Consider the following 24,335-nt stretch of genomic DNA (forward strand, 5'->3'; position numbering starts at 1 on the left):
ATGGATATTTTTTGGTTGAATTGAATAATATTATTTAGTGCTGGCTACTTTAATCAAACTGATGTCTTCTACACCGGAAACCTCTGTGGATAGTTCTCCTAACAATCCCATGTTTCCCATGACACCGGTTTGAATTTTAATAAAGTTGATTCCTTTTAAAGCCACTTTATTTCCTGCCTGATCTACCGCATTTGCGATGTCGATTTTATCACCATCCATTAGGTTGTCTGCATATCCCCAGTCAAATGCTTTGCTGGTAACCATGCTTGGGATAGTCGTATCGATATTTGAAGCTGATAATTTAGAGCCCTTAATGGTGTACTCGGTAATGGTTTTTCCATCTTTATCTTTCATTACAGGGAAATAGGCCTGATCATGAAACTGAGGATGCGTTTGTATCACACCTGTTTTGCCATCGCTATCTTTCCATGGTACAGGATCAGTAGCTGCTGCCGGCTTGGTATAGGTTACTGAATAATTGCGTTGGTATCCTGTTTTGTTGAATTCACTCCCCGCCACTTCATACCAGATATCATCTGCCAGTCCATTTCCATTGGTATCCTGCATTACCCAAACGATGCCAGGTTCTGCAAAAGTAGGCAAGGGATTTCCATAGATAATGATGTCATCTTTATCCGCTTGGTTGATCACAGTATGGTCAAACCCCAGGACGATAGATCCGCCCCATGCACCCAGACTAACTAATCCTGTTTTTTTACCAATTACGGTATTTGCAGCACTAACAGTACCTAAGTCGGTATTGATAAACTGACCTGGAGCCGGTTGATAGTCGATTAATTTAGAAACAAAACTACTAGCCACAATCGGCGTTGGTTCTGGTTCAGGAGTTGGATCTGAGTCTTTTGAGCAGGAAGCCAGGGTGGCAATGCCCATAAAAGCCAGATAATACTTAGTTTTCATTATATGATGATTTTAGATATGATTATAGGGAAAGTTGCTGATTAGTAACCGTACTTGAATACTGCTGTTTTAGGCACAATTCCAGTTGCAAAAGAGAATTTCAGTTTACCTTCTTTGCTATAGCAGAAGAATTCGCCATTAGCAGTATAACTCTTCGCATCTGCTACATAAAAACTCTGATCCAATGGATTTAAGGTTACACCATAAGCAGAAGCAATTTTGCTACCAGTACCATCCGTGATCAGGTCATTTCCTAAGGTCGCTGTGCTGGTATTGAATGCTTTCAGATATGGTCCTGGATAACCAATAGCGAAGCCAGTTGATCCCTTGATATTCAAAAATGAAAGGCCTAAATCAGATCCTGCACCCAGGCTAAGATCTGTAGTACTACTCAATCTGTTGATCGTTCCTGGAACCGTTGCAAAATCACCAGAAGTCTGTACTAACAAATCACCATTAGTCGTTGCAAAAATCACTCTTGGATTAAGGCCAACGGGAATCTCTTTCAGCTTGGTAAAGGTAGCCAGATCAATTACAGATACGGTAGCATTAATCGGAGATGGCAAATATGGGTGTACAGAATTGGTCACATAAATTTTGTTGTTTGCGATGGCCAATTGCTCTAAAACACCGCCTGCCGCTACTCTACTATCAATAGTCATACTAGCAGTATCCAATTTGGTAATCTTGCCATCATATCCTGAGACATAAGCTTTGTTCTTATCGAACACAATAAATCTTGGCATAAAACCGCCATTTTCATCTGAAAAAGGAATGCGTTTCAAGGATTTTCCAGTGGCAGTGCTGATCACTTCAACATAAGAATCTTTAGCCGCGAAATTTGATCCGGTGATCACACAATACATTTTACTACCGTACTGTTGTAAATCATTGGCAGCAGTACCTAGCGCAATGCCATTTTGTTTCTTGAAATAATCGTTCTCCACTGCTCCGCTTCCCACATTATAATAGCTGATGCTACTTGCATTCATAGCACCGTAAGCACCTTCGTTTAAAACGTATACGCCAGTTGTAGTCAGCGTTAAAGGCTCAATCGTTGGTAATTTATCTTTTTTACAAGCGCTGAGCGACAATAGGCCTGCTGTAGCAAGCAAAAGGAATGATCTTCCGGTTTTGGTCATTGAGGTATTCATGTGATTAGTTTTGTAATTTAATATTGTTGTTGATTTTAATTATTTATGCTGCCTAATCTGAGTCTTAAGCATTATTTTGTTGTTGTGTTTTATTTATATACCATTGCAAAATGAGCAGGAATATCTCCGGTAACTACCTTCCATTTCAGTTTTCCTGATGGATCAAAGCAATATAGGACACCGGGCGAAAAATAATTCTTTGCATCCGTTACAAAGACCTCTTTGCTGTATTTATCGACTGTAATGCCATAAGGAACCGTAATATTTGCCTCTGTACCATCATTGATGAATTTTTTATTCAGGATTTTTTCGTCCTTAACATCAATCATTCCATAGCTGAGGGTAAATCTTCCGGTACTATTGCTCCACTCTGAACCGTAGAAATAGGCGATATCCTCATCAATAACCAGATTACTGGCACCAATATCAAACCGCGTTTTTACTAGATCAGTTTTAGTATCGATGACAAATATTTTAGAGTGGATATTCAGGTAATTTCCTCTTGAGGTGACATAAATATCCCCGTATTTATCTGCTTTTACGCGGTGTAAATTGATGGCTACTTCAATGTTTTTAACCAGGCTAAATGAATTCAAATCAATCACAGAAACCCTGGTATCATAATCCTTAGGGCTATATCCCCCGGAATTGGCCACGTACAATTTTTGTCCTACTATAGCCATTTCTTCCGGCTGACGGCCTACTTCTATCCTTCTCTCTTCCTTTAGGGAGTTGGTATCAATCTGGATCACCACACCATTCGGTGCATCTGGCACGCCCACTTGCCCCAGGTAAGCGCTCACATAAGCTTTTCCATCCTTGAAGGTAATGTAGCGTGGGTTGGTGACATTGATCTGCTGAATCCGTTTACCGGATTTTGCATCCATTACTTCCACTTTGTTGGAAATGTTAACCACCACATACAGCTTCGAACCATAAATTCCAACATCATTTGCTACATCCCCTAAACCATTAATCTGAGCAGGGTTTGTTTGATTATAAATGTTCCTTCTGTACACACCTGTGGAAAAATCCATATAGTCTAAAGAAGCTTTGTTCATGTTCATATTGCCTTCATTTACCAGATAGAATCCCTTTAACTGGCGTGAAGGATCGGCTGGTATCACACCTACCTGCTCTTCCGGGATCACTTGCAAATCCTTGCGACAAGCGCTGAGCGCTGTACTTAGGAAGATCAGGATGAAGAAAGAGTATTGTTTAATGGCTTTCATTGTTTTTAATAGTTTAATGATCATTTATGCAGTGTTCGAATCGCATTTTAATAATCATAGGTTAAACTGAATCGATAAGAACGACCTGGCATCGGATAATTTGTAATGACTGCATAAGCTTGATTGAATAGGTTGTTCAACTCTGCTGTTAGCCTTAATTTTCTTTTCTGTATTTGCGCATTGTAGTGTACAGCCAGGTCATGGGTATAAAAAGGTTGTACATAATTTTTAGGAATATTGGCGGTTTGGTCGTAACGTTGGCCGGTATAGAGATAGCTATAATTCATAGCAAATTTCTTATAGGAAGCACCTGCCAGGAAAGTACCATTATGTAAAGGAATGTAAGGGATCTGATTTTTATAGGTGGTAGATTTTGGATCTGCATCAATGGCCTGTTGATAGGTATAGCTGAGCCCCAGATTCAACTGAATATCCTGCGGCAGTTCCCAGCTGGATTGAATGTTGACATCAAGTCCTTTAATCTCTACTTTTCCTAAATTTCTCATGCTCCACATGGCCTGTGAGTTTCCCGGAACTGCCACAATCTTATCTTTTACCTGATTAAAGTAAGCATCTGCCTGAACAGAGAACTGTGTCAATGCGCGGTTTTCATAGCCTTTGATATAAGTAAAACCGAGGTCATATTGTTTGGTGTATTCCGGTTTGAGTACGGTAAACTGGTAAAAAGTATAATAGAGGTCATTAAAAGTTGGCATCCGGAAAATGCTTTTGTAGAAAGACCGGATTCTGAATTCCTTTAGGTCGAAAGGCTGCCAGGATACCATTACTGTTGGTGTTAGTTCGTTTTTATTCCCTGCTGCCGGCCCAGACTTTACCTTATCATGTACCAGTGTACTCAATACATTGGCCTGTATATCGAACCTGTCGAAATGAAGCTGAGTGGCCAACACATTTAATAATGTATTTCTGGTCGGGTAGGCAAAATAATCCAGATTGGCATTCATATCGTTGAGCTGATAATCGGCAGACCATACCAGATCCCAGTATTTATTAATTTTCAATTTATTCGCTAAAGAAAAGTAAAATTCCTGCTGGTGATAAGTGTTGTTCAAAAATCCTGTAGTGGTTACAATATCAGGGTTCAGGAAGCGCAGATAATCATTTGAATATTTGACAGAGGCCACCATACTGTATTTCCCAATGTTTTTTTCATAGGCAGATTGTGCGAAGAAATTACGATTCCACATCCGCTGAGAGAAGCGAAAAACGTTGGCTACGATTGCTCCCGGTAAGCCTTGATTGTCTCTATAACCATATAGTTTTACGCTCCATTTACTGCTATCAGCCAATACGCCATTTAAGCCCAGTTCCAGGCGCATGGCATCAACATCTCCATCCTGACGAACGGCTGTGGTATCATACACTCCATTTGTGATGCGGAATTTATAACGGCCATTTGCTTGTCGCAGTTCTGCACTTACGGTACTATAGGTACGTTCGCCCAGCTTACTTTGCCATAATATAGAGGGATTGATCAGGCCGAAGGAGCCAGTTCTGAATGCTGCTTTAATGCGGTTAGTCCTACCCTCTTCAAAGCTCGGTTGTCTGGCTTTCAGGTATAAAGAACTTGCGGAAGCAAATCCTTTGGCGGACTGAAGGATGCTGCTTTTCTGTCCGTTGTACAGTTCAATTTCTTCAATGTTATCCAGCGAGAACTTACCCAGATCAACCTGACCATTTTGTGCGTTTCCCAATTGTACGCCATCATAAAACACTGCAGTATGGTTACTACCCATACTCCGCACATTGATGGTTTTTAATCCTCCGATCCCACCGTAATCTTTTAACTGGACACCAGAGAAATAGCGGACTGCATCTGCAACAGAAAGGCTGTTCAGCTTTTCAAGCTCTGCACCAGAAAGAATTTGTAAGGGAGTTGAAGAAGTTTGTCTTCTGCTGAGTTTTATAGTTTTGATCTGCACCTCTTTTAGTGCATTGACTTTTTCCAGCGAATCCTGTTTTACAGGTTTAACAGGATGAGTTTGGGCCTGCAAATTTAAAGGCACAGCTCCTCCTAAGCCTATTAAGGCTAGCAAAGTAAAAAAACAAGCGTTGATGCCTTGATGGGCAAAATTGTTTCTTCTCATTTTTGTTGTGAGTTATTTACCCACAGCAAACAGTTAGATCATGGAAATGAAATACAGTAAATAAGCACTCACTCCAAGCTTCAATCCCCGAAAGCTATGAAATATTCTACTTATGGCAGGTCTTCTGACTTACTCCCGGTGATCCTGCCTTCCCAATCTGTTAAAAAAGTGGCCTTGATTTGAATACCGTTATAGAGCTTACAGCTGCGGGACAGTTCCGGATTCACACCGTATTCCCTTTTAATCCCGATAAACTTACCGGGAACCAAAAGCGTGGCAAATGTACTTAATAATCCTACTAAGAACAAACTTTAGCCATTGATATAAAATCCAGGGCCATTATTTAGCCTGGAAAGCAGGGAATCCGGGAGTAACAAATTTTAGCCCCCGAGTAATAGACTTCTTTGTATTTCTTCGAGTTTGGCTGATTCCTCCTCCCCCAACACTGGGAACTTAAGATCCATTCCTTGTAAGTGATGCTCCAGAACCTGGCTGATCAATAACCTGGCATACCACTTTTTATCTGCCGGAATGATATACCATGGCGCTTGCTCTGTAGTCGTTTCATTAATTGCATCCTCGTAAGCATTCATATAATCATTCCATTTTTCCCGTTCTGTAATGTCGGAAGAAGAGAACTTCCAGTTTTTAACAGGGTTATCAATCCGTTCTAAAAACCGTTCCTTTTGCTCCTCTTTAGAGACATAAAGGAAAAATTTGATCACCACAGTTCCATTATCAGAAATGTGTTTTTCAAAATTCCGGATGCTTTCATATCTGCGTTTCCAAAACTTATCATCGATATTCTTTACAGCAGTATATCCTGGGATTTTTTCTTTAAGCACATATTCCGGATGAACCTTACAAACAAGTACATTCTCGTAATGCGATCTGTTGTGAATACCTATCCGGCCTCTTTCAGGTAACGCTTTATAGTGTCGCCATAAAAAATCATGGTCATATTCTTCTGAGGTGGGTGTTTTAAAACTATACACCTGACAACCTTGCGGGTTTAATCCAGACATCACATGAGCAATAGCACTATCTTTTCCGGCGGCATCCATCGCCTGAAATATAATAAGAACGGAGTGTGAATCTGCAGCATACAGAGTTTCCTGCAATTTGCTCAGCTCTTCTTTGGTCAGGTCCAGTTCAGCTTTTCCAGCTTCCTTTTCCATATCACCTTTATAAATGGTATCGTAATCCTTTAGGGAGAATTTCTTCCCGGGAACAGCCCGGGCCTGATCGATTTCTTTTTTCATCCGCTTTTTAATGGTCCGTAGGGAGTTTAGAAGAAAACACTATTTAGAGCTGAATGTTTAGATTTCCTTTAAAGATTGTAATCAACTGTCATCTTTTAGCCTCATCTGTGTAAACCTGTTTTTCAACTTTCTCACTTTCGTAAACAAAATCTGTGAACGTTTACAATCTAAATTACAAGTTGAACAACTTCAGTTCTTATGGTTTATTATTTATCTAACTTTATTCTAAGAATCCCTGGAATATCAATTAGTTAAATCATCTAACCTAGATCAAAATGAAAAATTTAACCTTTGCATTATTCGCTTCGCTGATTATACTTGGCTGTGCGCCACAAAGAAATTTAGTGTATTTCAGCAACCTATCTAACGTTTCTCAAGATCAAATCAGAAATGCACCAGAGCTAAAACTTCAAAAGAACGACCAGTTAAATATCTCACTGACGAGCTTAAACACGGAATACAATGTACTCTTTGCCAGTGCAAATAGTAACAACAACAAACCCGCAATAAATAGCAAGGGTGGATTTAGGATCAACAATGAAGGAAACATTGCCTTACCACTTATTGGGGAAGTAAAAGTTGAAGGATTAAGTCTGGAAGAGGCACAAGCTTTGATTACACAAGTTCTCAGAAAACAAATTAAGGACCCTTATGTAGACCTGCAACTTGTTAACTTTAAGATTACCGTTATAGGGGAAGTAAATCAACCTGCCTCATTGAATGTTCCGGGAGAACAAATTAATTTGTTAGAAGCCTTAGGTATGGCTGGCGACATGACTGTTTATGGTAAAAGAGAAAATGTGCTGGTCATCAGGGAAGAAAACGGCGTCCGCAACATGACCCGCTTAAATCTTAATGATAAGAACATTTACGACTCTCCATATTTTCATTTGAAACAAAATGATATTGTCTATGTAGAGCCTGACAAATCAAAAGAAAAGGAATCAAGTTCCAACAACCGGGCATTACCGATCATCACTGCATGTATTTCAGCTGTGGCTGTATTAATCACTGCAGTGATCAAATAACCTTGCCATTTTAATAAAAACAGGAAATCAACGGTTTATCAAAAATCGCCTCTACGATGGAAAATTTAAGAGAACAACTTCAGAAATACTCCAAATACTGGTATATTTTTATGCTGGCTTTTGTACTCAGCATTGGATGCGCGTTTGTTTATCTGCAAACACTCAGCCCTAAATACAAGATAAGCAGCACTTTATTGGTTCAGGATGATAGAAAGGGACAGGGGGAAATTAAAGAGAGTGCATTTAGCGATTTAAATATGTTCCGCAGCGATCGGAAAGCAGACAATGAAATGGAAGTTCTGCGTTCCAGAGACCTGATTCATAAAACGCTGAAAGCGCTTTCTTTAGAAACTGCATATTTCTTAAAAGGCCGTTTAAAAGATGAAGAGCTATACGGTAAAAATTTACCTATAAAGGTGACTTTGATTGGCGTAAATACAAGTGGCTACCTTAAAAAGCCAGAAGTTAGCCCTTATGATGATCAACAATATACTTTAAAAGACGGAAAACAGCAATGGATATTGCCATACGACAGTGTGGTGCAGAAACCTGGTTATAAAATGATCGTTAGCAAGGGGCCTGCATTTCAAGACTATACCCAAACGGTAAAGCTAAAGTTCAGGAATTTGAACCGCATGGCCGAATCCTATAGTCTATCAGGCTTAGTTGTGCAGCCGATAGTAAAAGAAGCGAATACGATTGTCATCAGTCTTAATGACAACGTCCCTCAAAGGGGAATGGACATCCTCAATGTACTCATCAAAACTTACAATCAGGAGGATGTGATCCGGAAAAACCTGATTGCCGTAAATACCATCAATTTTATTGATAAAAGATTGAAATCTCTAAGTCAGGATTTATCCGGTGTGGAGCATGATGTGGAGAATTACAAACAAGACAACATGGTGACTGATATGGGTACGGATGCGCAGATGAATGTGACTAAATCCGGGGAATACAGTCAGCTGTTATCTTCTACAAATACCCAGCTCAGTATCCTTGGTTCCCTTGAAAAATACCTTCAAAATAACAATTTAAATGTAGTTCCTAGCGCCTTAAACATTAACAATGCGACTTTAAATGATTTAACGGCCAAGTACAATGCCACACAACAGGAAAGGGCAAAAATGCTGAGAAGCTCAGAAGAAAGTAACCCATTGGTACAAAACCTGACCGCTCAATTGGTTAGTTTAAAAGCGAATATTCAGGAGAACCTGCAGAACATAAAAAGAGGCTTGCAAATCGAAAGAAATAGTCAGCAGGCCATGAATTCCAGGTTTAACTCTAAGGTACGTGCAGTACCAGCTGTGGAACGTGGTTTATTAGAAAGAAGCAGAGAGCAAAGTGTAAAATCAGGATTATACCGATATCTCTTACAAAAAAGAGAAGAAACCACACTTTCTCTATCGGCTACTATTCCTACCTCTCAGATCATCGATAGGCCCGCTTACAATAGTGTGCCAGTAAGTCCGAAGAAAGAGCTCGTGTACCTTTGTGCCGGCTTTATAGGCTTCCTGGTTCCCGGAGCGGTCATTTATGGCAGGTCGATGTTGAACAATAAAGTGACAGATGTAAAAGACATAGAACTGTTAACTGGGGTTCCTGTTTTAGGGGTATTAAATCACATCAACAAGAATGAAGCAGCCATTATAGATCATAATAGCAGGTCTACCATCACGGAATTGTTCCGGTATATCCGAAGTAACCTGCATTTCATGAACCATGGCGTTCCTGATCAGGTGATGCTCGTGACTTCCTGTATGAAATCGGAAGGAAAAACCTTTTTCTCTATTAACCTGGGGCTGACTTTAGCTTCGGTAAATAAAAAGGTAGTGTTATTGGAATTCGACATGAGGGAACCTCAGTTACTCCAAAAGCTACACCTGGATTCAAAAATTGGCATCACCGATTACCTGTTAAATCCAGAGGTGACCATTGATGAACTCCTGATGAATTCAAGAAAATACCATGATTTAATTGTGGTGGATTGCGGGCCGATCACCACCAATCCGGCGGAGTTGATGATGCATCCAAAAATTGGAAAGCTCATAGAGGAATTGAAAAGCAGATTTGATTATGTGATCATTGATACAGCTCCTGTAGGACAGGTTGCCGATGCCTTCAGCCTATCTGCTTATACCGATTTGAGCATTTACCTGATACGTTATAATTACACGGATAAATTACAACTAAACATATTAAAAGATATTTTGTATTATAAAAAACTGACTAACCCTATGGTCGTGTTTAATGATGCAAAAGTTGAGAATAGCAATACCTATGGATATGGCGGGTTTGGATACGGATATGGTTTTGAAGTCTCAAAAAACTAGTCAAAAATCAGCCCTGATTTAAGCATTTCATTGTACTCATCATGTAAGTGATGTAGCGAAGCTTTGTGCTTTTTTTGGAGCAGTCACTATTGTCTTGCAACCTAAAACTTCTCAATATGGAAAATCAATTTGGTTCCAGATGTACTTTTAACAGACGCTGGCTTGTCATTTACACCCGTCCGAGATGGGAAAAAAAAGTAGACAAATTGTTGAAAATACAGGATATTAAATCCTACTGCCCCCTACGTATTGTGACCAATCAATGGGCGGATCGAAAAAAAGTAGTTGAGTTACCGCTCTTTAGCGGCTATGTTTTTGTCTGGGTTAATGAATGCGAAGAGTATAAAGTCCGACAAACCTTAGGGGTACTGAATTTCATTTATTACATGGGAAAACCCGCGATCATCAGAGATCATATCATTGAAAAGATGGAAGACCTGATACAAAAAAACATACAATGTGAGGTGATTAGCGACCAGGAACTGAATTCTGGCGACCGCATCCGGATTAAACACGGTATTTTTTACGATCAGGAAGGAACTGTGATCAAAGTACGTGGGAAGCATGTTCTTCTGGTATTTGATCATTTAAACTGCGCAGTAGTGAGTAGTGTTCCAATTGCTGATGTGATGTTGAATACCGCAATATAATTCCGACTCTGCCGCTCCCTAAGCCGGAGCATCAATAGCAATACATCCCTTTTCCTTAGAAATAAGAAAGCTGACCAATAATGTTCCTCATTAATGGCCATGCTTCAGGCAATACCATTTCATCATTAAAACTTAAAAAGATGATTCCTGTAACTAAACCATTTCTTCCAAAGGAAGATGAATTCAAAGAATATATTGACAGCATTTGGGAACGTCAATGGCTGACCAATAACGGTCCTTTGCTCAATGACCTTGAGTTAAAACTTAAGCATTATCTGAATGTAGATCATATGCTGTTCGTTTGTAATGGAACCTTCGCATTACAACTGGCCATTAAAGCTTTAGGGCTCCAGGGTGAGATTATTACCACGCCCTTTTCTTATGTAGCTACCACCAGTAGTATTGTCTGGGAAGGCTGCAAACCCGTTTATGTGGATATCGATCCTGAAACCTTTAACATTGATCCAACTAAAATTGAGGCGGCCATCACTCCTCAAACTTCCGCTATTCTGGCCACACATGTTTATGGAAATCCCTGCGACATTGATGCGATCCAGGCTATAGCCGACAAATACGGTCTAAAGGTGATCTATGATGCTGCACATTGTTTCGGTACTCAGTACAAAAACAAATCTGTATTCGATTATGGAGACATCACTGCGACCAGCTTTCATGCCACCAAATTATTCCATACCATAGAAGGAGGAGCTGTTTTCACCAGGGATCCTGATCTTTTAAAGAAAATGCAGCACATCCGTAATTTCGGGCACAGCGGTCCGGAGAGCTTCGCCGGACTAGGCATAAACGGTAAAAACTGCGAGTTTCATGCCGCTATGGGTTTATGTAATTTGAAATATGTAGATGAGATTTTGAAAAAGAGAAAATCACTCTCTTTCCATTATTACCAGCGCTTAGGACAGATTAAAGGCCGTTTCCCTAAGTTAAATAAAGACAATGATTACAACTACGCCTACTTCCCTGTATTATTTGAAACTGAACAACTGAGAGAGCGTTGTACAGAAAAACTGGAAATGGCGAAAATATACTGCAGAAGGTATTTTTCTCCTTCCTTATCTACCCTACCCTATGTAGATCAGGTAGCTATGCCGGTTTGCGATGACATTACCAAAAGGATTGTTTGTTTACCATTATACCATACTTTAACCTTCCCCGATTTGGATATGATTTGCCGTATCATTTTAAGAACCCAGAATTATGAAGATGCTCCTGCTAAAGACAATTTCGGCATACTCATCGCAGATAAGATTGAAACCGAAATCAACGACCTGAACTCCATGAAATAATTTTATATCCACCAAATCCATGACAAACTTTACTATTAAACCCACCGATCTATTTGAATAATATTCTTGGTTTTTCTTGCTCGTTATAAAAAAGGAGGTCTGTAAACAGACCTCCTTTTTTATTGTCAAAAAAAAAGGTGTCCAATTTTTTTGGGCACCTCTATCATCTTTTAGATGAACTGATTCTTTTACAGAAAGGGTTTTTGTTATTCTTCAGACATCATTTCTTTATCCAGATAAGTATTAGGATATCTCTGACTCAACAGCTCGTTATATTTTTCAAGGAGTTGGATGTACTTATTCATCCAGTAATTTACAGCGCCAGAATAATTTGGCGTCGAATTATCTTCAGTATCCATTAATGCGTTTTTCTTCGCCCTGGCTTCATCCCGTAAACGTGCAAAGTCATCTGGAAATTCCTCAGAAAAATCATGATTCATGACATTTCCAATTTTACAAATAATATCAAAATTCAAGGATTCCTGATCAAACCAGTTATAAATGGTTCTTCTGCTCACATGAAGCTTCCTGGAAAGCTCGGTGATTCCCATATGATCCTTTCTTACAACATGCTCAATTACCTGACCTACATTTAAATTCATAGTGATAAGTGTTTTTAATGAAACCAGAATTAAAGGGATGAGATCTATATTAAAAATAACAAAAATCTGACAATAAAACAAGAGAAAAGTAATTAAAAAATTATCTGGTCATTATCCAACAATATAATGATCCATATCCTCAAATTTTGAGTTTTTACTTTTGAAATCAGGGATAATTTCCTTCATTTTTTTCACCATTGCATAGTCATTGTTCAAATTATTAAGCAATAGCAATTCTTCTATTACATTTTGTATGTAAAACACGCTATGATTGATGATTTTAGATATCTTAATTTTAGGGTGATAGGTAGAAATGGTTTGTTCTTCTACCAGCAAAAGTTCTTCATATAGTTTCTCTCCAGGTCGAAGTCCCGTAAAGATGATCTTTACATCTTTGTCTGGCACCAATCCAGCTAATTTGATCATATTAATGGCCAGGTCCAGTATTTTAACTGGTTCGCCCATGTCAAAGAGATAGATTTCCCCACCGTTCCCCATCGCTGCAGCTTCAAGAACCAATTGTACTGATTCGGGAATGGTCATAAAATACCTGGTGATCTCTGGATGGGTCACTGCAACTGGCCCACCGCGTTCGATCTGTGCTTTAAATCTTGGGATAACTGAGCCATTAGAACCCAACACATTACCAAACCTTGTGGTAATAAATCTGGTAGTACCTGACAGGCTTAAATTACGATTAAGCGATTGAATGTACATTTCGGCAAGTCGTTTGGAGGCACCCATGATATTGGTAGGCCGCACCGCTTTATCAGTGGAGATCATGACAAATTTTTCCACTCCATATACTAGTGACAAATCCGCTATATTTTTTGTCCCCAGTACATTTGTTAAAATCGCTTCTGAAGGATTGTTTTCCATCATCGGTACGTGTTTATAAGCCGCAGCATGGAAAACTATTTGGGGTTGATATTCTTCAAATATCGCTTTCATTCTGGCTCTGTTTTGAATATTAGCCATCACGATATGAGTTTTTGCACCTTGAAAGTCGTCGTCTATTTCTAATTGCAGATCGTGCAGCGGCGTTTCAGCCTGATCGCACAACACCACATACTCCGGGTTGAAGCCAATAATCTGACGTACAATTTCGGATCCTATAGAGCCTGCAGCTCCGGTAATGAGAATACGTTTCCCCTCCATTTCCCGTAAGATGTTATTCTTGGTTAATACAATTGGCTCTCTATGTAATAAATCCTCAATTTTCAAGTCCTTGATTTGATTTGGAGTTAGCTTACCATATAACCATTTATCAGATTGAGGTACCGTTACTACTTTTATACCCAATTCTATGCATTTATCAATGGTTACTTTCTTCCCATTTACATTCAGATCATCCCCTACAAACAATACCTTTTGAATGTTAAACTTGCGCTGCAACGTTTCAATGGACCTAGAATGATATACATTTTTCTGTTCGATATGCTTGTTGATTTTATCTTCATTGTCATCTACAAAGGCAAACACATTCAGGTCATTCGCCTTTCCAGCATCAAGCGCCTTTTTAACAAGAATGGAATCACTACCGGAACCATAAATTAAAATGTTCTCTTTCTGATCACAAGGCTCCATTGTTTTGATATAGGCAAACAGACTTTTCACCGCTACTCTTAAAATGATCAACAATGAGGAGGATACAAAGAAATTCATAATCATGATCTCCGGAAACCATTTTGATGAAATCTGAAAACGAGGGATCAAAAACACCTTACTTAAGATGGTAAAAATAAAGCTGGTCAACAATACCGCCATAAATATCCGTACAATATCCTGCGTATTGGAATACCTTATAATTCCGGTATGGATGCGCATACCTATAAACACGCTCACAGCAATCAAGCTATACACACTGGCATAAACAAGGAAATTAGAATAAAAAAGCTGTGTATAATCAAACTTATTGATGAGCATGAAAGACATAAAAAGCGTGAAGGAAACAATGACCTGATCGATCATTAGTATCAACCAACGTGAATACGTTTTATCGCGAAACAAGAGGTTTTTCATGGCATTAGAATTTAAACTATTAAATGAAAACAACCGTAGGTCATAAAATTTAACACTGCCCGGTATAGCGGGAAGAAATCAATATTGATGTGCTTACTCAATCCTGTTTTATCAACCAGGGCCTTATATGCACTAGGATTGACGATAAATCTAAAACTTTTATAATCTAAGAAAAGGTCAGAGAAGGATGATTTCCATTGAAATAAAGAATCCTTTTTAAAGCCTAATCCACCGCCCAGATTCATGTATTTCATCCCTTCATTGCGGCCAATCACGGAAATTCCATCTACCAGGAATTTAGCTGGGGACTCTCTTAGATAGGCATTTTTTGTAGCAATTAAATGCCCCTGAATGATACCATGCGTTAAAATAATCAAGGTGCCACACATCACTTCATTTTCTGCACAAACCAATAACAATCTGCAATCAAATTCCTCAGAGTTGATCAAACCCAGAAAATACTGCCGATCAAACAGATAGTATTCTGTGGAGTGAATACGTTGCATATTTTCTTTATATATCTCAATAAAGATATCAACGTCTTCGATCTCCTTAGTTTCTTTAATCCAAAAGCCTTTTTTCCAACTTTTTTTAATAGACCTGAAGGTATCCGATTTATATTTTTTACGCTGTACTTCAATGGGTAGGCTCAGGTCTATTGCTACAGTTTGGCCATTGTTATGGATCCCATCAAAATCACTGATCAGCCGATCCTGAGAAAAGAATGGATGAAGTCTCGAAAAGACAGAAACGATTTTCTCTTCTCTAAGGTAATTCAAAAATGAATTCTTAAAGTTTTGTATGAGTTCCTCCTTAATGTATTGAATTTCTACATTGGCAATGGGGCCTGGATAACCATACACAGAACATAGGTCAAAGAATGGCGAGTCAGGAATCTCCCTTTTAAGCAAGGGAAATGCGATATAAGCATTGTCCTCTTCATAAACCAATAGTAGCGCTACCCCGCTTTTATCGAGCGTATGGTATTGCCATGTATGGTAGAAATCATGGATAAATGAATTTTGGACATAGAAATCCCAATCTTCTTTTTGAGATAGTGTGACGGTTTTAATCATGATGATGTTAATTTAGATGGTGAGGTGTAAAACGTCCCTGTTTAATGGTCTAAGAACGACTTCTGCTTTACTGGCACTTCTCAATTTATAGGTTTGACGATATAACCATAATGAGCTAAACAATATCAGGTAGTTATCAAAATAATTATGGGTGGTTAACATAAATAGCACCAGGGAAAAAGACAACAAAAAGATGGAAGGATTCTGCTTAAAGAATTGTACTCCCTTTACTATTAAATAGCCATAAACCCATAGAAAATAGAGCAGGGCAAAAATTCCGGCTTCTCCCAAAACCATTAAAAAGGTATTGTGAACACCTAATTTAACCACAAAACGATCGTCTTCTGCTCCGGCACTTTGCCCACTAAAGCTATGGTATCCATTTCCCCAGAGGGGTTGGTCTAAAATTTTATCATAATAAAGTGCCCAGGTTTCTGTTCTGGATCCTTCTTTTAAATCACTGTCGATTTTACCATCCAGGATCTCTGAGAAAGCGTTCAGCCTTTTAAGATTGAGGTCTAGCTTATTCCCAAATGAAAGAAATATGGTAAACAAAGCCAGGCAAGCCAGCATTCTGTAGACGTTCTTATAACTAATCAATAGCGAAAAAAGATTGATTAGTATCCATATGATTAAGAATGTTCTGGAAAAAGTAACGAGTCCGGAGAAGGAGAACAACAACTGTCCTACGAATCTCAATTTCTTCTGTTCAATGGTTAAACCAATGGCATACCCCAATACACAGGCACAACCCGCCAAATTGGGGTTTAAATAAAATCCACTATATCGGCCTCCAATACCTGTCACCAAAGCAGCTTCATAGAGTATACTTAAACTCCCGATCAATAGAACACAGTAGATATCAACGTTTTTAACATCCTTGATCACCGTTGGTACCATGATGATAAAAATGAAATACTTGAAAAAAGTAATGGGAAAGCCATCTGAGAACTGAGTGCTGACCATTAAAGAGATCATAGAAAATAAAATTCCAAACACCATAAATGGCAATGATGGTTTTTCCTTTTCGCCCAGAAAAAAGTAGGCGATGATCAAAAGAAAGATACTATAACTTAGCATAGAGCCTATCCCTGCATTTACATGAATCAAGGTGTAACTAGGAAGATTACAGAAGATCAATAGTAAAACAGCAAACTTCAATAGTTTCATAACTGTTGTGATTAAATGAGCAAAAGCATTGATCAAGACAGAAATTTCTGGCTTTAGTGTTCGGCGAAAAACTCCGTTTTTCTTAACCTCATCTTTAAAAATCCGGTTCCATTGTTGTTTCCAACAGTCTGAAAACCCATTTTTTTGTACACTGTTCTAGCTGCAATATTATCTGGGTGTACTTCCAGGAGGATCATTTTCAAATCCAATTCAGAGAAGGCATAAGCTAACAGCTGTTGTGTTGCTTTTTGAGAGATCCCCTGCCCCCAAAATATCTTTTCCCCAATAAACAAGTGATACCAGGCCTTTTCATGATCTATCTCGAGCAATTGTATATTGCCGATATATTGATCATTCCCAGCCAGACAAATGGCAAATCGTTTTTCATCGGTACGAAAGAGTTTGGTTTTCAACCATTCCTCTTCCATTTGTGGAGAGATGTAGCGATCGGGTTTAAACTCTGTAAAAGTCCAAATCTCGGGATCGTTTCTCCAGTTATAGGATACTTTTGCATCCTCTAATACCAATGGTCTTATATATACCGAATACAATGATGGTTTCATAATAGTTTTTTCAAGATGCCTAACATCTCCTCTATGTCTGTTAAACTGTAGCGATGGTCAATAGGCAAGTAAATTACCTCTTTTGCTAGTTTGTATTCCAGCGTATCTACTGTGGTCCACCTAAAAACATTAGGCCAAAAGGTGGGAACGAAAATTTTCTCTTCAATTAGTTTTTCTTTTACGCCAGTTTTTGACACCAACAAAGGGTACATCATGGCCGCAGCTTGTTCCGGAAAATCAAAATCCAATTCGTTAACAGCTGATAGCTTTTCATGTAAGAAACTGAAGTTCTCCATTCTTCTGGTTTTACAGTATTCATAATCAATACCGTCCAGAATCGCATGTGTTAACAAGGACATGGTTCTGATTTCATTGTCTGCCAATCCCTTTTCATTCTCAACGAAGTCCGCATAACCACGTTCTATACCATAGTCAATACTCTTAATCAAATGTGAAAACCGATAAGTAGAAGTATCCATATCAATGTTCAGACGACCCTCGGTATTGAGTTGTAGATAGGCGCCATCCGGAACACCAAAAAACTTACGGCAGGAATATATGGTATCTACTCCCGGCAGTGGTGCTGAAAAAAAGGCCTGCGCATTATCAATTACTACGTTCTTTAGGCTTTCGGTTAAGGTTTTAACGGCCTTTTCTTTTAAACCTAAATAGTTATTATACAATAAGCATTCTCCTTCAGCTACTTCAAAATCCAATATCGGTTCCAGCTGTTCATTGATGTGATAAAACTGATATGGAATCCCCATTTTCAGCATAGGTTCAAGCATCACCTCACAAGTAAAATACGGCAGATAAACCTTACTGTATTTTTTTATTTCCAGCAGGTATTCCAATGCGTTTCTTGAAGTATTTAATTTGATCAGATCCGGATAATATTCTTTGCCTTTTGAGAGTTGCAACTGAAAATATCCACCCATTGTTTTAATTTCTGAGTTTTTCATGAGTATATCTGCTATGATTAGCGATGTTTTATCCTTGTCCAGGCTGGTACATTCTTAAATGAACAGGCTGATAGAACTCTTGTAAGTTGGCTGGAACACGGGACTTATAACCTACAACCTGCCTTAAATGGTCATTCAAAGATTCACCGAATTCATAGCCCAAAAATCTGGGAAAGTCTAACTGGGGTTTAAAGAAAGGCTTGGTAAAACTCAAGGTAATTACCCTTCTCGGATCTTCCGTATAGTTCTTTCCCGCAGCATGCCATAGATTGGAATCAAATAAAATGATACTGCCTTTTTTGGCGATTGCCCGGTCGGCATGCTTGTAGAAATAAGCATCATCCGGCTTTACATCTTCTTTATGTGATCCGGAAAGTAGATAAGTGGCACCGTTATCGACTTTAAAATCATCCAGTAATACAATCATTTGAATCATCAGCTTTAGATTCCCCGTAAAACTTCTTAGATCACGATGTACATTTTGAACATAAGGCCGGTCGTTTTTCATATTTATTACGCCACTCATCCCATTTAAGATGTAGTTTCCACCTAAGAACACTCTCATTTCCTGGTCACAGAACATTTGTTCCAAAAAACGCAAGCCGAAATTGTCACGTTCCAGAACATGATGGAGCGTTCCTTCCATATTGGTATCAATGCCATTTTCTATTTGAATCTGACGCCTGATATGATAGGCATCTTTGAGATCACCTGTAATTTCATTGATCAACTCTTCAGTCAGGGCATTTTCATAAATTACCCAACCAAACTGACTGATAGCATACTCAAAATCAGAAATTGTGGCATCTGCGTAGTTAAACTTGTTTTTCATTTGTGTATGATTTAGGTTGTTCGACAGCATTTTGAACATTTCTATATAATGGAAAATAATCTTTACTCTGTCCGGTCTTTTTCTCCTCTACGAGTTTATTATACGCAGATTCATCAGCTATAAAACACCAGATATTATCATCCAACAACAGATCAGAAAATAAAGATTTGAATTTAAAAAGGGTATCTTGCTTCCCTCCAACTCCTCCTCCGAGGTGGAAAAACTTCATTCCCAGCTCTCTTCCAATCAAACTGATTTCATCCACAATTAGCTTGCTTGGAGAAAAGTGGATATGTGATTCGCTGGTAGCGGATAAATGATTCCTGATCACATCATCCGACCAGATCACGGTAGCACCACAAATCATCTCCTCCCCGTCATAGATCAGGATCAGCTTGCAATTAAATTCAGAGTTTTCAAGTAATGCGCTAAAATATTCTTCTGTGAAAAAATAACTTTTATCCGCCTCCAACCTTTCCATATTCTTATTGTACATGATGGTAAACAAGCGGATTTCTTCCTGAGTATCGGCTTCTTTCACCACATACCCTTTTTTCCTGAGTTGCCTGATTTGTCGGCCAAGTCTTTTATCGTATTTAGACCTTTGCTCCTCTATCGGTTGCATCAAATCAATATATATGGTTTTTCCATTGCTCCTTAAACCACCCATCTTTTCCAGGAGAAACTGTTGGTTGATGAATGGATTTAATCTGGAGAAAACGCTGACAGCCTGATTCTTCTGCATGAAGTTGACAAATGAGTACTTAAAGTTAGCGATTAAACTATTGGTCAGTGACTCAAATTTTTTATTGGAAATCGGGCCGGCATAGCCATAACTAGAGGTAAAGTCGCAATAATTCGCATTTTCAATTGTCCTCTTTAAAAGCGGTAACGCAATGAAGGTCTCCCCCTCTTCATAAACAAAAAGAATGGGTTCACCTCTTTTATCTAAGGTGTGGTAATGGAGCGTATGATAAATATCATAATCAACTGATTTTTTCACATAACTAAACCATTTTTCTGCATCCTGATCGGTTACGATATGATACATAGGGACTGGTAGGTCATTTTCGAAATAAGACATTGTCGTTTGTTTTAGTTCAATTCCATAATTTTTAACATTTCGGCATTCACGAGATTTACATCAAATTTTTGCTTTGCAAAATTTCTTCCATTCAGTCCGTAAATCAGGATATCCTGAATATTATTGATGTAATGCTCCATTTTTGAAACCAGTGCATCGATGTTCTTGATGGGAATTAGGAAGCCGTTTGGTTTGATCTCTGAAGGGTCAACGGTCTCTCTACAGCCCACAGAATCGCAGGTAATTAAAGCTCTCCCCATTGCCATTCCCTCTAGCATACACCTTGGCACTCCTTCTCCATAATAGGAGGGCAAAACCAAAATAGAGGCTTGTTTAATGTACGGGCGAACATCAGTGACCTCACCAAGGTATTCAATCACCTGTTCTGACTTTATATCGGCATATAACTCTTTGTTTATAGAATCGATATTATCATCGTAAGCACCAATGAGCTTAAACCTAATATTGGTATACCGTTGACGAACCAGTTTTGCGGCTTCATAGAACTCTCTGATGCCTTTGGCATTAATCAGCCTGGAAATCATTAGAAAATTGATATTCACTGTATCGGGAATAGAATAATCATAATGGTCCAAATCGACGCCTGAGCCATTCACTACAAATGCCTTGTGCCTTTTGCCGATGATTCCGGTTTCTACCAGTTTATGGTAATCGTCTATATTTTGAAAGATAATTCTAAGGTGAGGATTGCTCAACAAACTCCATTTGAGCAGGTTTCTGGTGATGGTACTGACCAGACTTTTTTTATTGCCATGGCTGGTAAAGTTATACCCTAAACCAGTCAGCATTGGGGTAATGCAATTGACTTTACAGAATTTGGCAATAACGGTTCCGTATATTACCGGTTTAAAGGTGTAAGGAAAAAAGACATCCGGCTTTATGCTTCTGATAAGCTGATAGAGTTTCGAAATATACCGGAGGTCAGAGAGTATGGAAACATTACTTCCATTTAAATGATTCTCATGAACCACTACATTCAACGCCTTTAATTTATCGCAGACCTCTTGCTGGGTGATCTTTGGTGTAAAAACATGGACTTCATTGTTTTTGACAAGCTCTTCGATCAATTTACCCCTAAAACCCATTAAGGTACGCGAAGAATCACAGGCGATTAACACCCTTTTTCTGTAGTTGTACATTTCGATAAATTTAAGAACAAGTAAAAACTACAAAGCCACCTGCTTCAGGTGGCTATAGTAGTTAATTGAATGTGTTTTGACGGTTAGGTCTTTTTGTGTTTACTTATAGGGTAGCTCCTGCTCCGGCTGCTACAACTGATGGTACATTAGCTGCTGCAATCACAGAAGATTTATAAGTATAAGTAGGCTCCCAGCTTGATGCCGAAGAGGTAATTCTATTGGCACCGCTACCTTCGAAGATGTTCGTGCTTAATCCACTGATCACACCTGGAATAGAGCTTAGATCTGTTCTAATTGGCAGATTTGAACTTTTCCAGTAGTTGTTTTCCAGACGGATAGTTGCACCCATAAATGCACCTACGTATGCCGCTTGGTTAAAGTAGTTGTTAAACATGTGAACGCTTCCGAATTTTGCATCAGGTGTACGCTCTGAGATATTGTTGAAATAGTTATTATATAAGGTTACTCTAAGTTTTCCTTTATCATCAGTATTTGTATATCCTGCACCAATCAACATTGCGATATTGGAATCATGTAATTTATTCCATGATACAGTTACATAATCTGATTTATTAGTAATATCTAACAATCCATCATAATAATCCCAACCATGGTCTTTGTCTGAGGACAAATCACAATGGTCTACCCAAATGTGATGAGATGATTCTTTAATAGTGATACAATCTCCACCTACTACCTTCTCAATCGTCATGTTTTGGATGATGATGTTGTTTACAGTATATAATAGTAAACCAACACCACTCAATTTAGATCCCTTTAAGCCGATAATTGATTTATTTGAAGATACATTGATCATCCCTGTACCAGTAATTGTTCCAGACACCTGGATAATCATTGGTGATGAAGAGGATGCTGCACTTTTTAATGCTGCCAATGTAGATACCGTAACAGTTTGACCACCTTGACCTCCTGTAGTGCTACCACTTTCAGCTGCATAACCTAATAAACCTTTTGCTACTACACCTGTTGTTGGTGGTGTAACGGGGGTTGTTGGATCAGGAGCTCCAGTAGATGGTGTTCCACCTGTAGTAAAGGTATATTTTCTACCATTTTTACGTGGGTCACTATTATCTGAGGTAGAGAATATTAAACTATTTCCCCAATGACTGAATTTCCCTTTACCTGTAGTACGGATACTTGCATGTGAAGAATGGGCTGCTCCCAGTTCTTTACCATCTTCAAAAACTCTAAGGGTTGAAATCGACGGCTGCGTATTTGAGTCGCCGGTGATCCCAAAGTTTCTTGAAATTTTATAGGCAAAGCCTTCATCTAAAGCTGCATTTGACAAATCTAAGGATACAGGAGTTGTATTCGAAACAATCGCCTGAGAATCAGTAATCTGTGAACCATTCACACTTGAGAAATCATCTGGCCTTGGCCTTTCTTTCTTACACTGACTGAACGTTAATACTGCTGACAATAATAAACCTAACACACACACTCTTTCTAATTTCTTTTTCAATCTTTCCATTAAAACTCTCTTTTTTTTAAATTACCCCTTTTAAACGGGGAGGTTTTAAAAAAATTGTATCTCAAAAGTTACAAAGCAAAATGGAAACAAACAGAGCTGAATCTCAAAAAATTCGCTCTACGCACTTCAATTAAAGATTATAGGACTGTAAATCAGCTGTAAAGCGATTACACACTTATTGCACACTTTTCATTGTTGACATTCCCATGACAAACAAAATCGCAATTGCCATTAAATCTTAGTCCCATAAACCATGTTTTGACTGGAAGTACTAATTCTTGGACGTTTCTTAAATGATTTTTCGACACCATAAAACATCTTGTACCAGTCTATAAATTGATGCACCCCTTCTTTTACTGAAGTTTTAGGTTTATAGTTTAATTCTGTTGCCAAAGCGGAGACATCTGCCCAGGTATCAGCAACATCCCCCGCTTGCATAGGTAGGAATGCTTTTTCAGCGCTGAGGCCAATATTATCTTCTATCTCTTTCACAAATTCCAGAAGTGTAACAGGCGCACCTCTACCAATGTTAAATACCCGATATGGTGCTTTAGAACTCGCAGGATCCGGGCAATTGGCATCCCAATCCGGATTGCTTTCTGCTGGTTTATCAATCAAACACAGAATTCCCTCTACTATATCATCAATATAAGTGAAATCCCTACTCATGTTTCCATTGTTAAAGATTTCAATTGGCTTACCTTCTAATATTGCTTTAGTGAATAGAAACAAAGCCATATCAGGTCTACCCCAAGGACCGTAAACCGTAAAAAAGCGCAAACCCGTATTTGGCATATTAAAAAGGTGGCTATAGGCATGTGCCATTAATTCATTACATTTTTTTGATGCGGCATACAAAGAAACCGGATGGTTTACACTATTCTCTACAGAAAAGGGCATATTCTTGTTTAGTCCATAAACACTGGAAGAGCTGGCGTATAGCAAGTGTTTAATTTTTGCAAACCTGCAACATTCCAGTACATTCAAAAAACCACTAATATTCGATTCTATATAGGCCTCAGGATTGGTTAAACTATAACGAACACCTGCCTGTGCGGCTAAATTACATACGGCATCAAAATAATGGTTGCTAAAAAGTTCCATCATTCCATCTTTGTCGTTTAAGTCCAGCTTAATGAACGTGTAATTGTCGTATTTTTTGCTCACTATTGGTTTATCGTACACGATATTCTCCCAACTAATGCCACTCTCTGCTAAACGGGCATGTTTTAGGTTTACATCATAATAATCATTAATGATATCTACGCCAACCACCTCATCTCCTCTTTCCAATAAACGTTTTGCTAAATGAAAGCCAATAAATCCGGCTGTACCAGTTACTAAAATTTTCATAATGTTTATGTTAAGTGTTTATTTATA

The 24,335-nt window shown here is 38.6% G+C and carries 20 protein-coding genes and 1 riboswitch; of the genes, 4 read left to right on the forward strand and 16 right to left on the reverse strand.

Annotated elements, in window-relative coordinates; all coding sequences use genetic code 11:
* Positions 1-30: 30 nt before the first annotated feature.
* From R2S10_RS06435 to R2S10_RS06455, 5 genes are all read right to left on the reverse strand, one after another.
* A complete protein-coding gene (locus R2S10_RS06435) occupies positions 31-921 on the reverse strand; it encodes a cell surface protein (RefSeq protein ID WP_316839623.1) in 891 nt (296 codons plus the stop codon).
* A gap of 41 nt (positions 922-962) precedes the next feature.
* Entirely contained in the window at positions 963-2,075 is a 1,113-nt protein-coding gene (locus R2S10_RS06440) for a YncE family protein (protein ID WP_316839624.1), read from the reverse strand.
* An 89-nt stretch (positions 2,076-2,164) separates the two neighbouring features.
* A complete protein-coding gene (locus tag R2S10_RS06445; protein ID WP_316839625.1) occupies positions 2,165-3,331 on the reverse strand; it encodes a YncE family protein in 1,167 nt (388 codons plus the stop codon).
* 23 nt (positions 3,332-3,354) lie between these two features.
* A complete protein-coding gene (locus R2S10_RS06450) occupies positions 3,355-5,415 on the reverse strand; it encodes a TonB-dependent receptor plug domain-containing protein (RefSeq protein ID WP_316839626.1) in 2,061 nt (686 codons plus the stop codon).
* A 96-nt stretch (positions 5,416-5,511) separates the two neighbouring features.
* Positions 5,512-5,700, reverse strand: a riboswitch (cobalamin riboswitch).
* Positions 5,701-5,795: 95 nt separating this feature from the next.
* A complete protein-coding gene (locus R2S10_RS06455) occupies positions 5,796-6,677 on the reverse strand; it encodes a polyphosphate kinase 2 family protein (RefSeq protein ID WP_316839627.1) in 882 nt (293 codons plus the stop codon).
* A 275-nt stretch (positions 6,678-6,952) separates the two neighbouring features.
* On the opposite strand from R2S10_RS06455, the gene R2S10_RS06460 reads away from it, so the two are divergent.
* The 4 genes from R2S10_RS06460 (at position 6,953) to R2S10_RS06475 (ending at position 11,992) form a co-directional block, all read left to right on the forward strand.
* Entirely contained in the window at positions 6,953-7,705 is a 753-nt protein-coding gene (locus R2S10_RS06460) for a polysaccharide biosynthesis/export family protein (protein ID WP_316839628.1), read from the forward strand.
* Positions 7,706-7,761: 56 nt separating this feature from the next.
* Positions 7,762-10,038: a polysaccharide biosynthesis tyrosine autokinase gene (locus R2S10_RS06465; protein WP_316839629.1), complete on the forward strand. Its 2,277-nt coding sequence runs from the start codon at positions 7,762-7,764 to the stop codon at positions 10,036-10,038.
* A gap of 116 nt (positions 10,039-10,154) precedes the next feature.
* Positions 10,155-10,688 carry a UpxY family transcription antiterminator gene (locus R2S10_RS06470; protein WP_316839630.1) on the forward strand — a complete coding sequence of 178 codons (534 nt, stop codon included), beginning with the start codon at positions 10,155-10,157 and terminating at the stop codon, positions 10,686-10,688.
* Positions 10,689-10,768: 80 nt separating this feature from the next.
* Entirely contained in the window at positions 10,769-11,992 is a 1,224-nt protein-coding gene (locus R2S10_RS06475) for a DegT/DnrJ/EryC1/StrS family aminotransferase (RefSeq protein ID WP_316839631.1), read from the forward strand.
* A 206-nt stretch (positions 11,993-12,198) separates the two neighbouring features.
* Here the strand turns inward: R2S10_RS06475 and R2S10_RS06480 are convergent, their stop codons facing one another.
* The 11 genes from R2S10_RS06480 to R2S10_RS06530 form a co-directional block, all read right to left on the reverse strand.
* The gene (locus R2S10_RS06480; RefSeq protein ID WP_316839632.1) at positions 12,199-12,594 is read right to left on the reverse strand and encodes a helix-turn-helix domain-containing protein; all 396 of its coding nucleotides are present in this window, start codon (positions 12,592-12,594) and stop codon (positions 12,199-12,201) included.
* Between the two features lie 111 nt (positions 12,595-12,705).
* Positions 12,706-14,616, reverse strand: coding sequence for a nucleoside-diphosphate sugar epimerase/dehydratase (locus tag R2S10_RS06485; protein ID WP_316839633.1), 1,911 nt, complete (start codon positions 14,614-14,616; stop codon positions 12,706-12,708).
* Positions 14,617-14,627: 11 nt separating this feature from the next.
* Positions 14,628-15,692 (reverse strand): GNAT family N-acetyltransferase, encoded by a 1,065-nt coding sequence (locus R2S10_RS06490; protein WP_316839634.1) that lies wholly within the window; start codon positions 15,690-15,692, stop codon positions 14,628-14,630.
* Between the two features lie 12 nt (positions 15,693-15,704).
* The gene (locus tag R2S10_RS06495; RefSeq protein ID WP_316839635.1) at positions 15,705-16,862 is read right to left on the reverse strand and encodes an O-antigen ligase family protein; all 1,158 of its coding nucleotides are present in this window, start codon (positions 16,860-16,862) and stop codon (positions 15,705-15,707) included.
* A gap of 53 nt (positions 16,863-16,915) precedes the next feature.
* On the reverse strand, positions 16,916-17,425 hold the full coding sequence (locus tag R2S10_RS06500; RefSeq protein ID WP_316839636.1) for a GNAT family N-acetyltransferase: 510 nt from the start codon (positions 17,423-17,425) through the stop codon (positions 16,916-16,918).
* Positions 17,422-18,387: a hypothetical protein gene (locus tag R2S10_RS06505; RefSeq protein WP_316839637.1), complete on the reverse strand. Its 966-nt coding sequence runs from the start codon at positions 18,385-18,387 to the stop codon at positions 17,422-17,424. Before R2S10_RS06505 ends, R2S10_RS06500 begins: the two co-directional genes overlap by 4 nt.
* A gap of 28 nt (positions 18,388-18,415) precedes the next feature.
* Positions 18,416-19,219 (reverse strand): phytanoyl-CoA dioxygenase family protein, encoded by an 804-nt coding sequence (locus tag R2S10_RS06510; RefSeq protein WP_316839638.1) that lies wholly within the window; start codon positions 19,217-19,219, stop codon positions 18,416-18,418.
* The gene (locus tag R2S10_RS06515; RefSeq protein ID WP_316839639.1) at positions 19,203-20,303 is read right to left on the reverse strand and encodes a GNAT family N-acetyltransferase; all 1,101 of its coding nucleotides are present in this window, start codon (positions 20,301-20,303) and stop codon (positions 19,203-19,205) included. Before R2S10_RS06515 ends, R2S10_RS06510 begins: the two co-directional genes overlap by 17 nt.
* 11 nt (positions 20,304-20,314) lie before the next feature.
* Positions 20,315-21,463 (reverse strand): glycosyltransferase family 4 protein, encoded by a 1,149-nt coding sequence (locus R2S10_RS06520; RefSeq protein WP_316839640.1) that lies wholly within the window; start codon positions 21,461-21,463, stop codon positions 20,315-20,317.
* Positions 21,464-21,566: 103 nt separating this feature from the next.
* Positions 21,567-22,955, reverse strand: a complete 1,389-nt coding sequence (locus tag R2S10_RS06525; RefSeq protein WP_316839641.1) for a pectate lyase — start codon at positions 22,953-22,955, stop codon at positions 21,567-21,569.
* Between the two features lie 231 nt (positions 22,956-23,186).
* Positions 23,187-24,308, reverse strand: coding sequence for an NAD-dependent epimerase (locus tag R2S10_RS06530; protein WP_316839642.1), 1,122 nt, complete (start codon positions 24,306-24,308; stop codon positions 23,187-23,189).
* Between the last annotated feature and the right edge of the window lie 27 nt (positions 24,309-24,335).

The organism is Pedobacter gandavensis (genome assembly GCF_032678745.1).
Lineage (GTDB): Bacteria > Bacteroidota > Bacteroidia > Sphingobacteriales > Sphingobacteriaceae > Pedobacter > Pedobacter gandavensis_C.

Bases quoted from the DNA above. Each gene is read 5' to 3' on its own strand.
- R2S10_RS06445 (WP_316839625.1), bottom strand. From the start codon at position 3,331: ATGATCATTAAACTATTAAAAACAATGAAAGCCATTAAACAATACTCT.
- R2S10_RS06510 (WP_316839638.1), bottom strand. From the start codon at position 19,219: ATGAAAAACAAGTTTAACTACGCAGATGCCACAATTTCTGATTTTGAG.
- R2S10_RS06435 (WP_316839623.1), bottom strand. From the start codon at position 921: ATGAAAACTAAGTATTATCTGGCTTTTATGGGCATTGCCACCCTGGCT.
- R2S10_RS06480 (WP_316839632.1), bottom strand. From the start codon at position 12,594: ATGAATTTAAATGTAGGTCAGGTAATTGAGCATGTTGTAAGAAAGGAT.
- R2S10_RS06525 (WP_316839641.1), bottom strand. From the start codon at position 22,955: ATGGAAAGATTGAAAAAGAAATTAGAAAGAGTGTGTGTGTTAGGTTTA.
- R2S10_RS06485 (WP_316839633.1), bottom strand. From the start codon at position 14,616: ATGAAAAACCTCTTGTTTCGCGATAAAACGTATTCACGTTGGTTGATA.
- R2S10_RS06475 (WP_316839631.1), top strand. From the start codon at position 10,769: ATGTTCCTCATTAATGGCCATGCTTCAGGCAATACCATTTCATCATTA.
- R2S10_RS06465 (WP_316839629.1), top strand. From the start codon at position 7,762: ATGGAAAATTTAAGAGAACAACTTCAGAAATACTCCAAATACTGGTAT.
- R2S10_RS06490 (WP_316839634.1), bottom strand. From the start codon at position 15,692: ATGATTAAAACCGTCACACTATCTCAAAAAGAAGATTGGGATTTCTAT.
- R2S10_RS06530 (WP_316839642.1), bottom strand. From the start codon at position 24,308: ATGAAAATTTTAGTAACTGGTACAGCCGGATTTATTGGCTTTCATTTA.
- R2S10_RS06450 (WP_316839626.1), bottom strand. From the start codon at position 5,415: ATGAGAAGAAACAATTTTGCCCATCAAGGCATCAACGCTTGTTTTTTT.
- R2S10_RS06455 (WP_316839627.1), bottom strand. From the start codon at position 6,677: ATGAAAAAAGAAATCGATCAGGCCCGGGCTGTTCCCGGGAAGAAATTC.
- R2S10_RS06515 (WP_316839639.1), bottom strand. From the start codon at position 20,303: ATGTCTTATTTCGAAAATGACCTACCAGTCCCTATGTATCATATCGTA.
- R2S10_RS06440 (WP_316839624.1), bottom strand. From the start codon at position 2,075: ATGAATACCTCAATGACCAAAACCGGAAGATCATTCCTTTTGCTTGCT.
- R2S10_RS06470 (WP_316839630.1), top strand. From the start codon at position 10,155: ATGGAAAATCAATTTGGTTCCAGATGTACTTTTAACAGACGCTGGCTT.
- R2S10_RS06505 (WP_316839637.1), bottom strand. From the start codon at position 18,387: ATGAAAAACTCAGAAATTAAAACAATGGGTGGATATTTTCAGTTGCAA.
- R2S10_RS06460 (WP_316839628.1), top strand. From the start codon at position 6,953: ATGAAAAATTTAACCTTTGCATTATTCGCTTCGCTGATTATACTTGGC.
- R2S10_RS06520 (WP_316839640.1), bottom strand. From the start codon at position 21,463: ATGTACAACTACAGAAAAAGGGTGTTAATCGCCTGTGATTCTTCGCGT.
- R2S10_RS06495 (WP_316839635.1), bottom strand. From the start codon at position 16,862: ATGAAACTATTGAAGTTTGCTGTTTTACTATTGATCTTCTGTAATCTT.
- R2S10_RS06500 (WP_316839636.1), bottom strand. From the start codon at position 17,425: ATGAAACCATCATTGTATTCGGTATATATAAGACCATTGGTATTAGAG.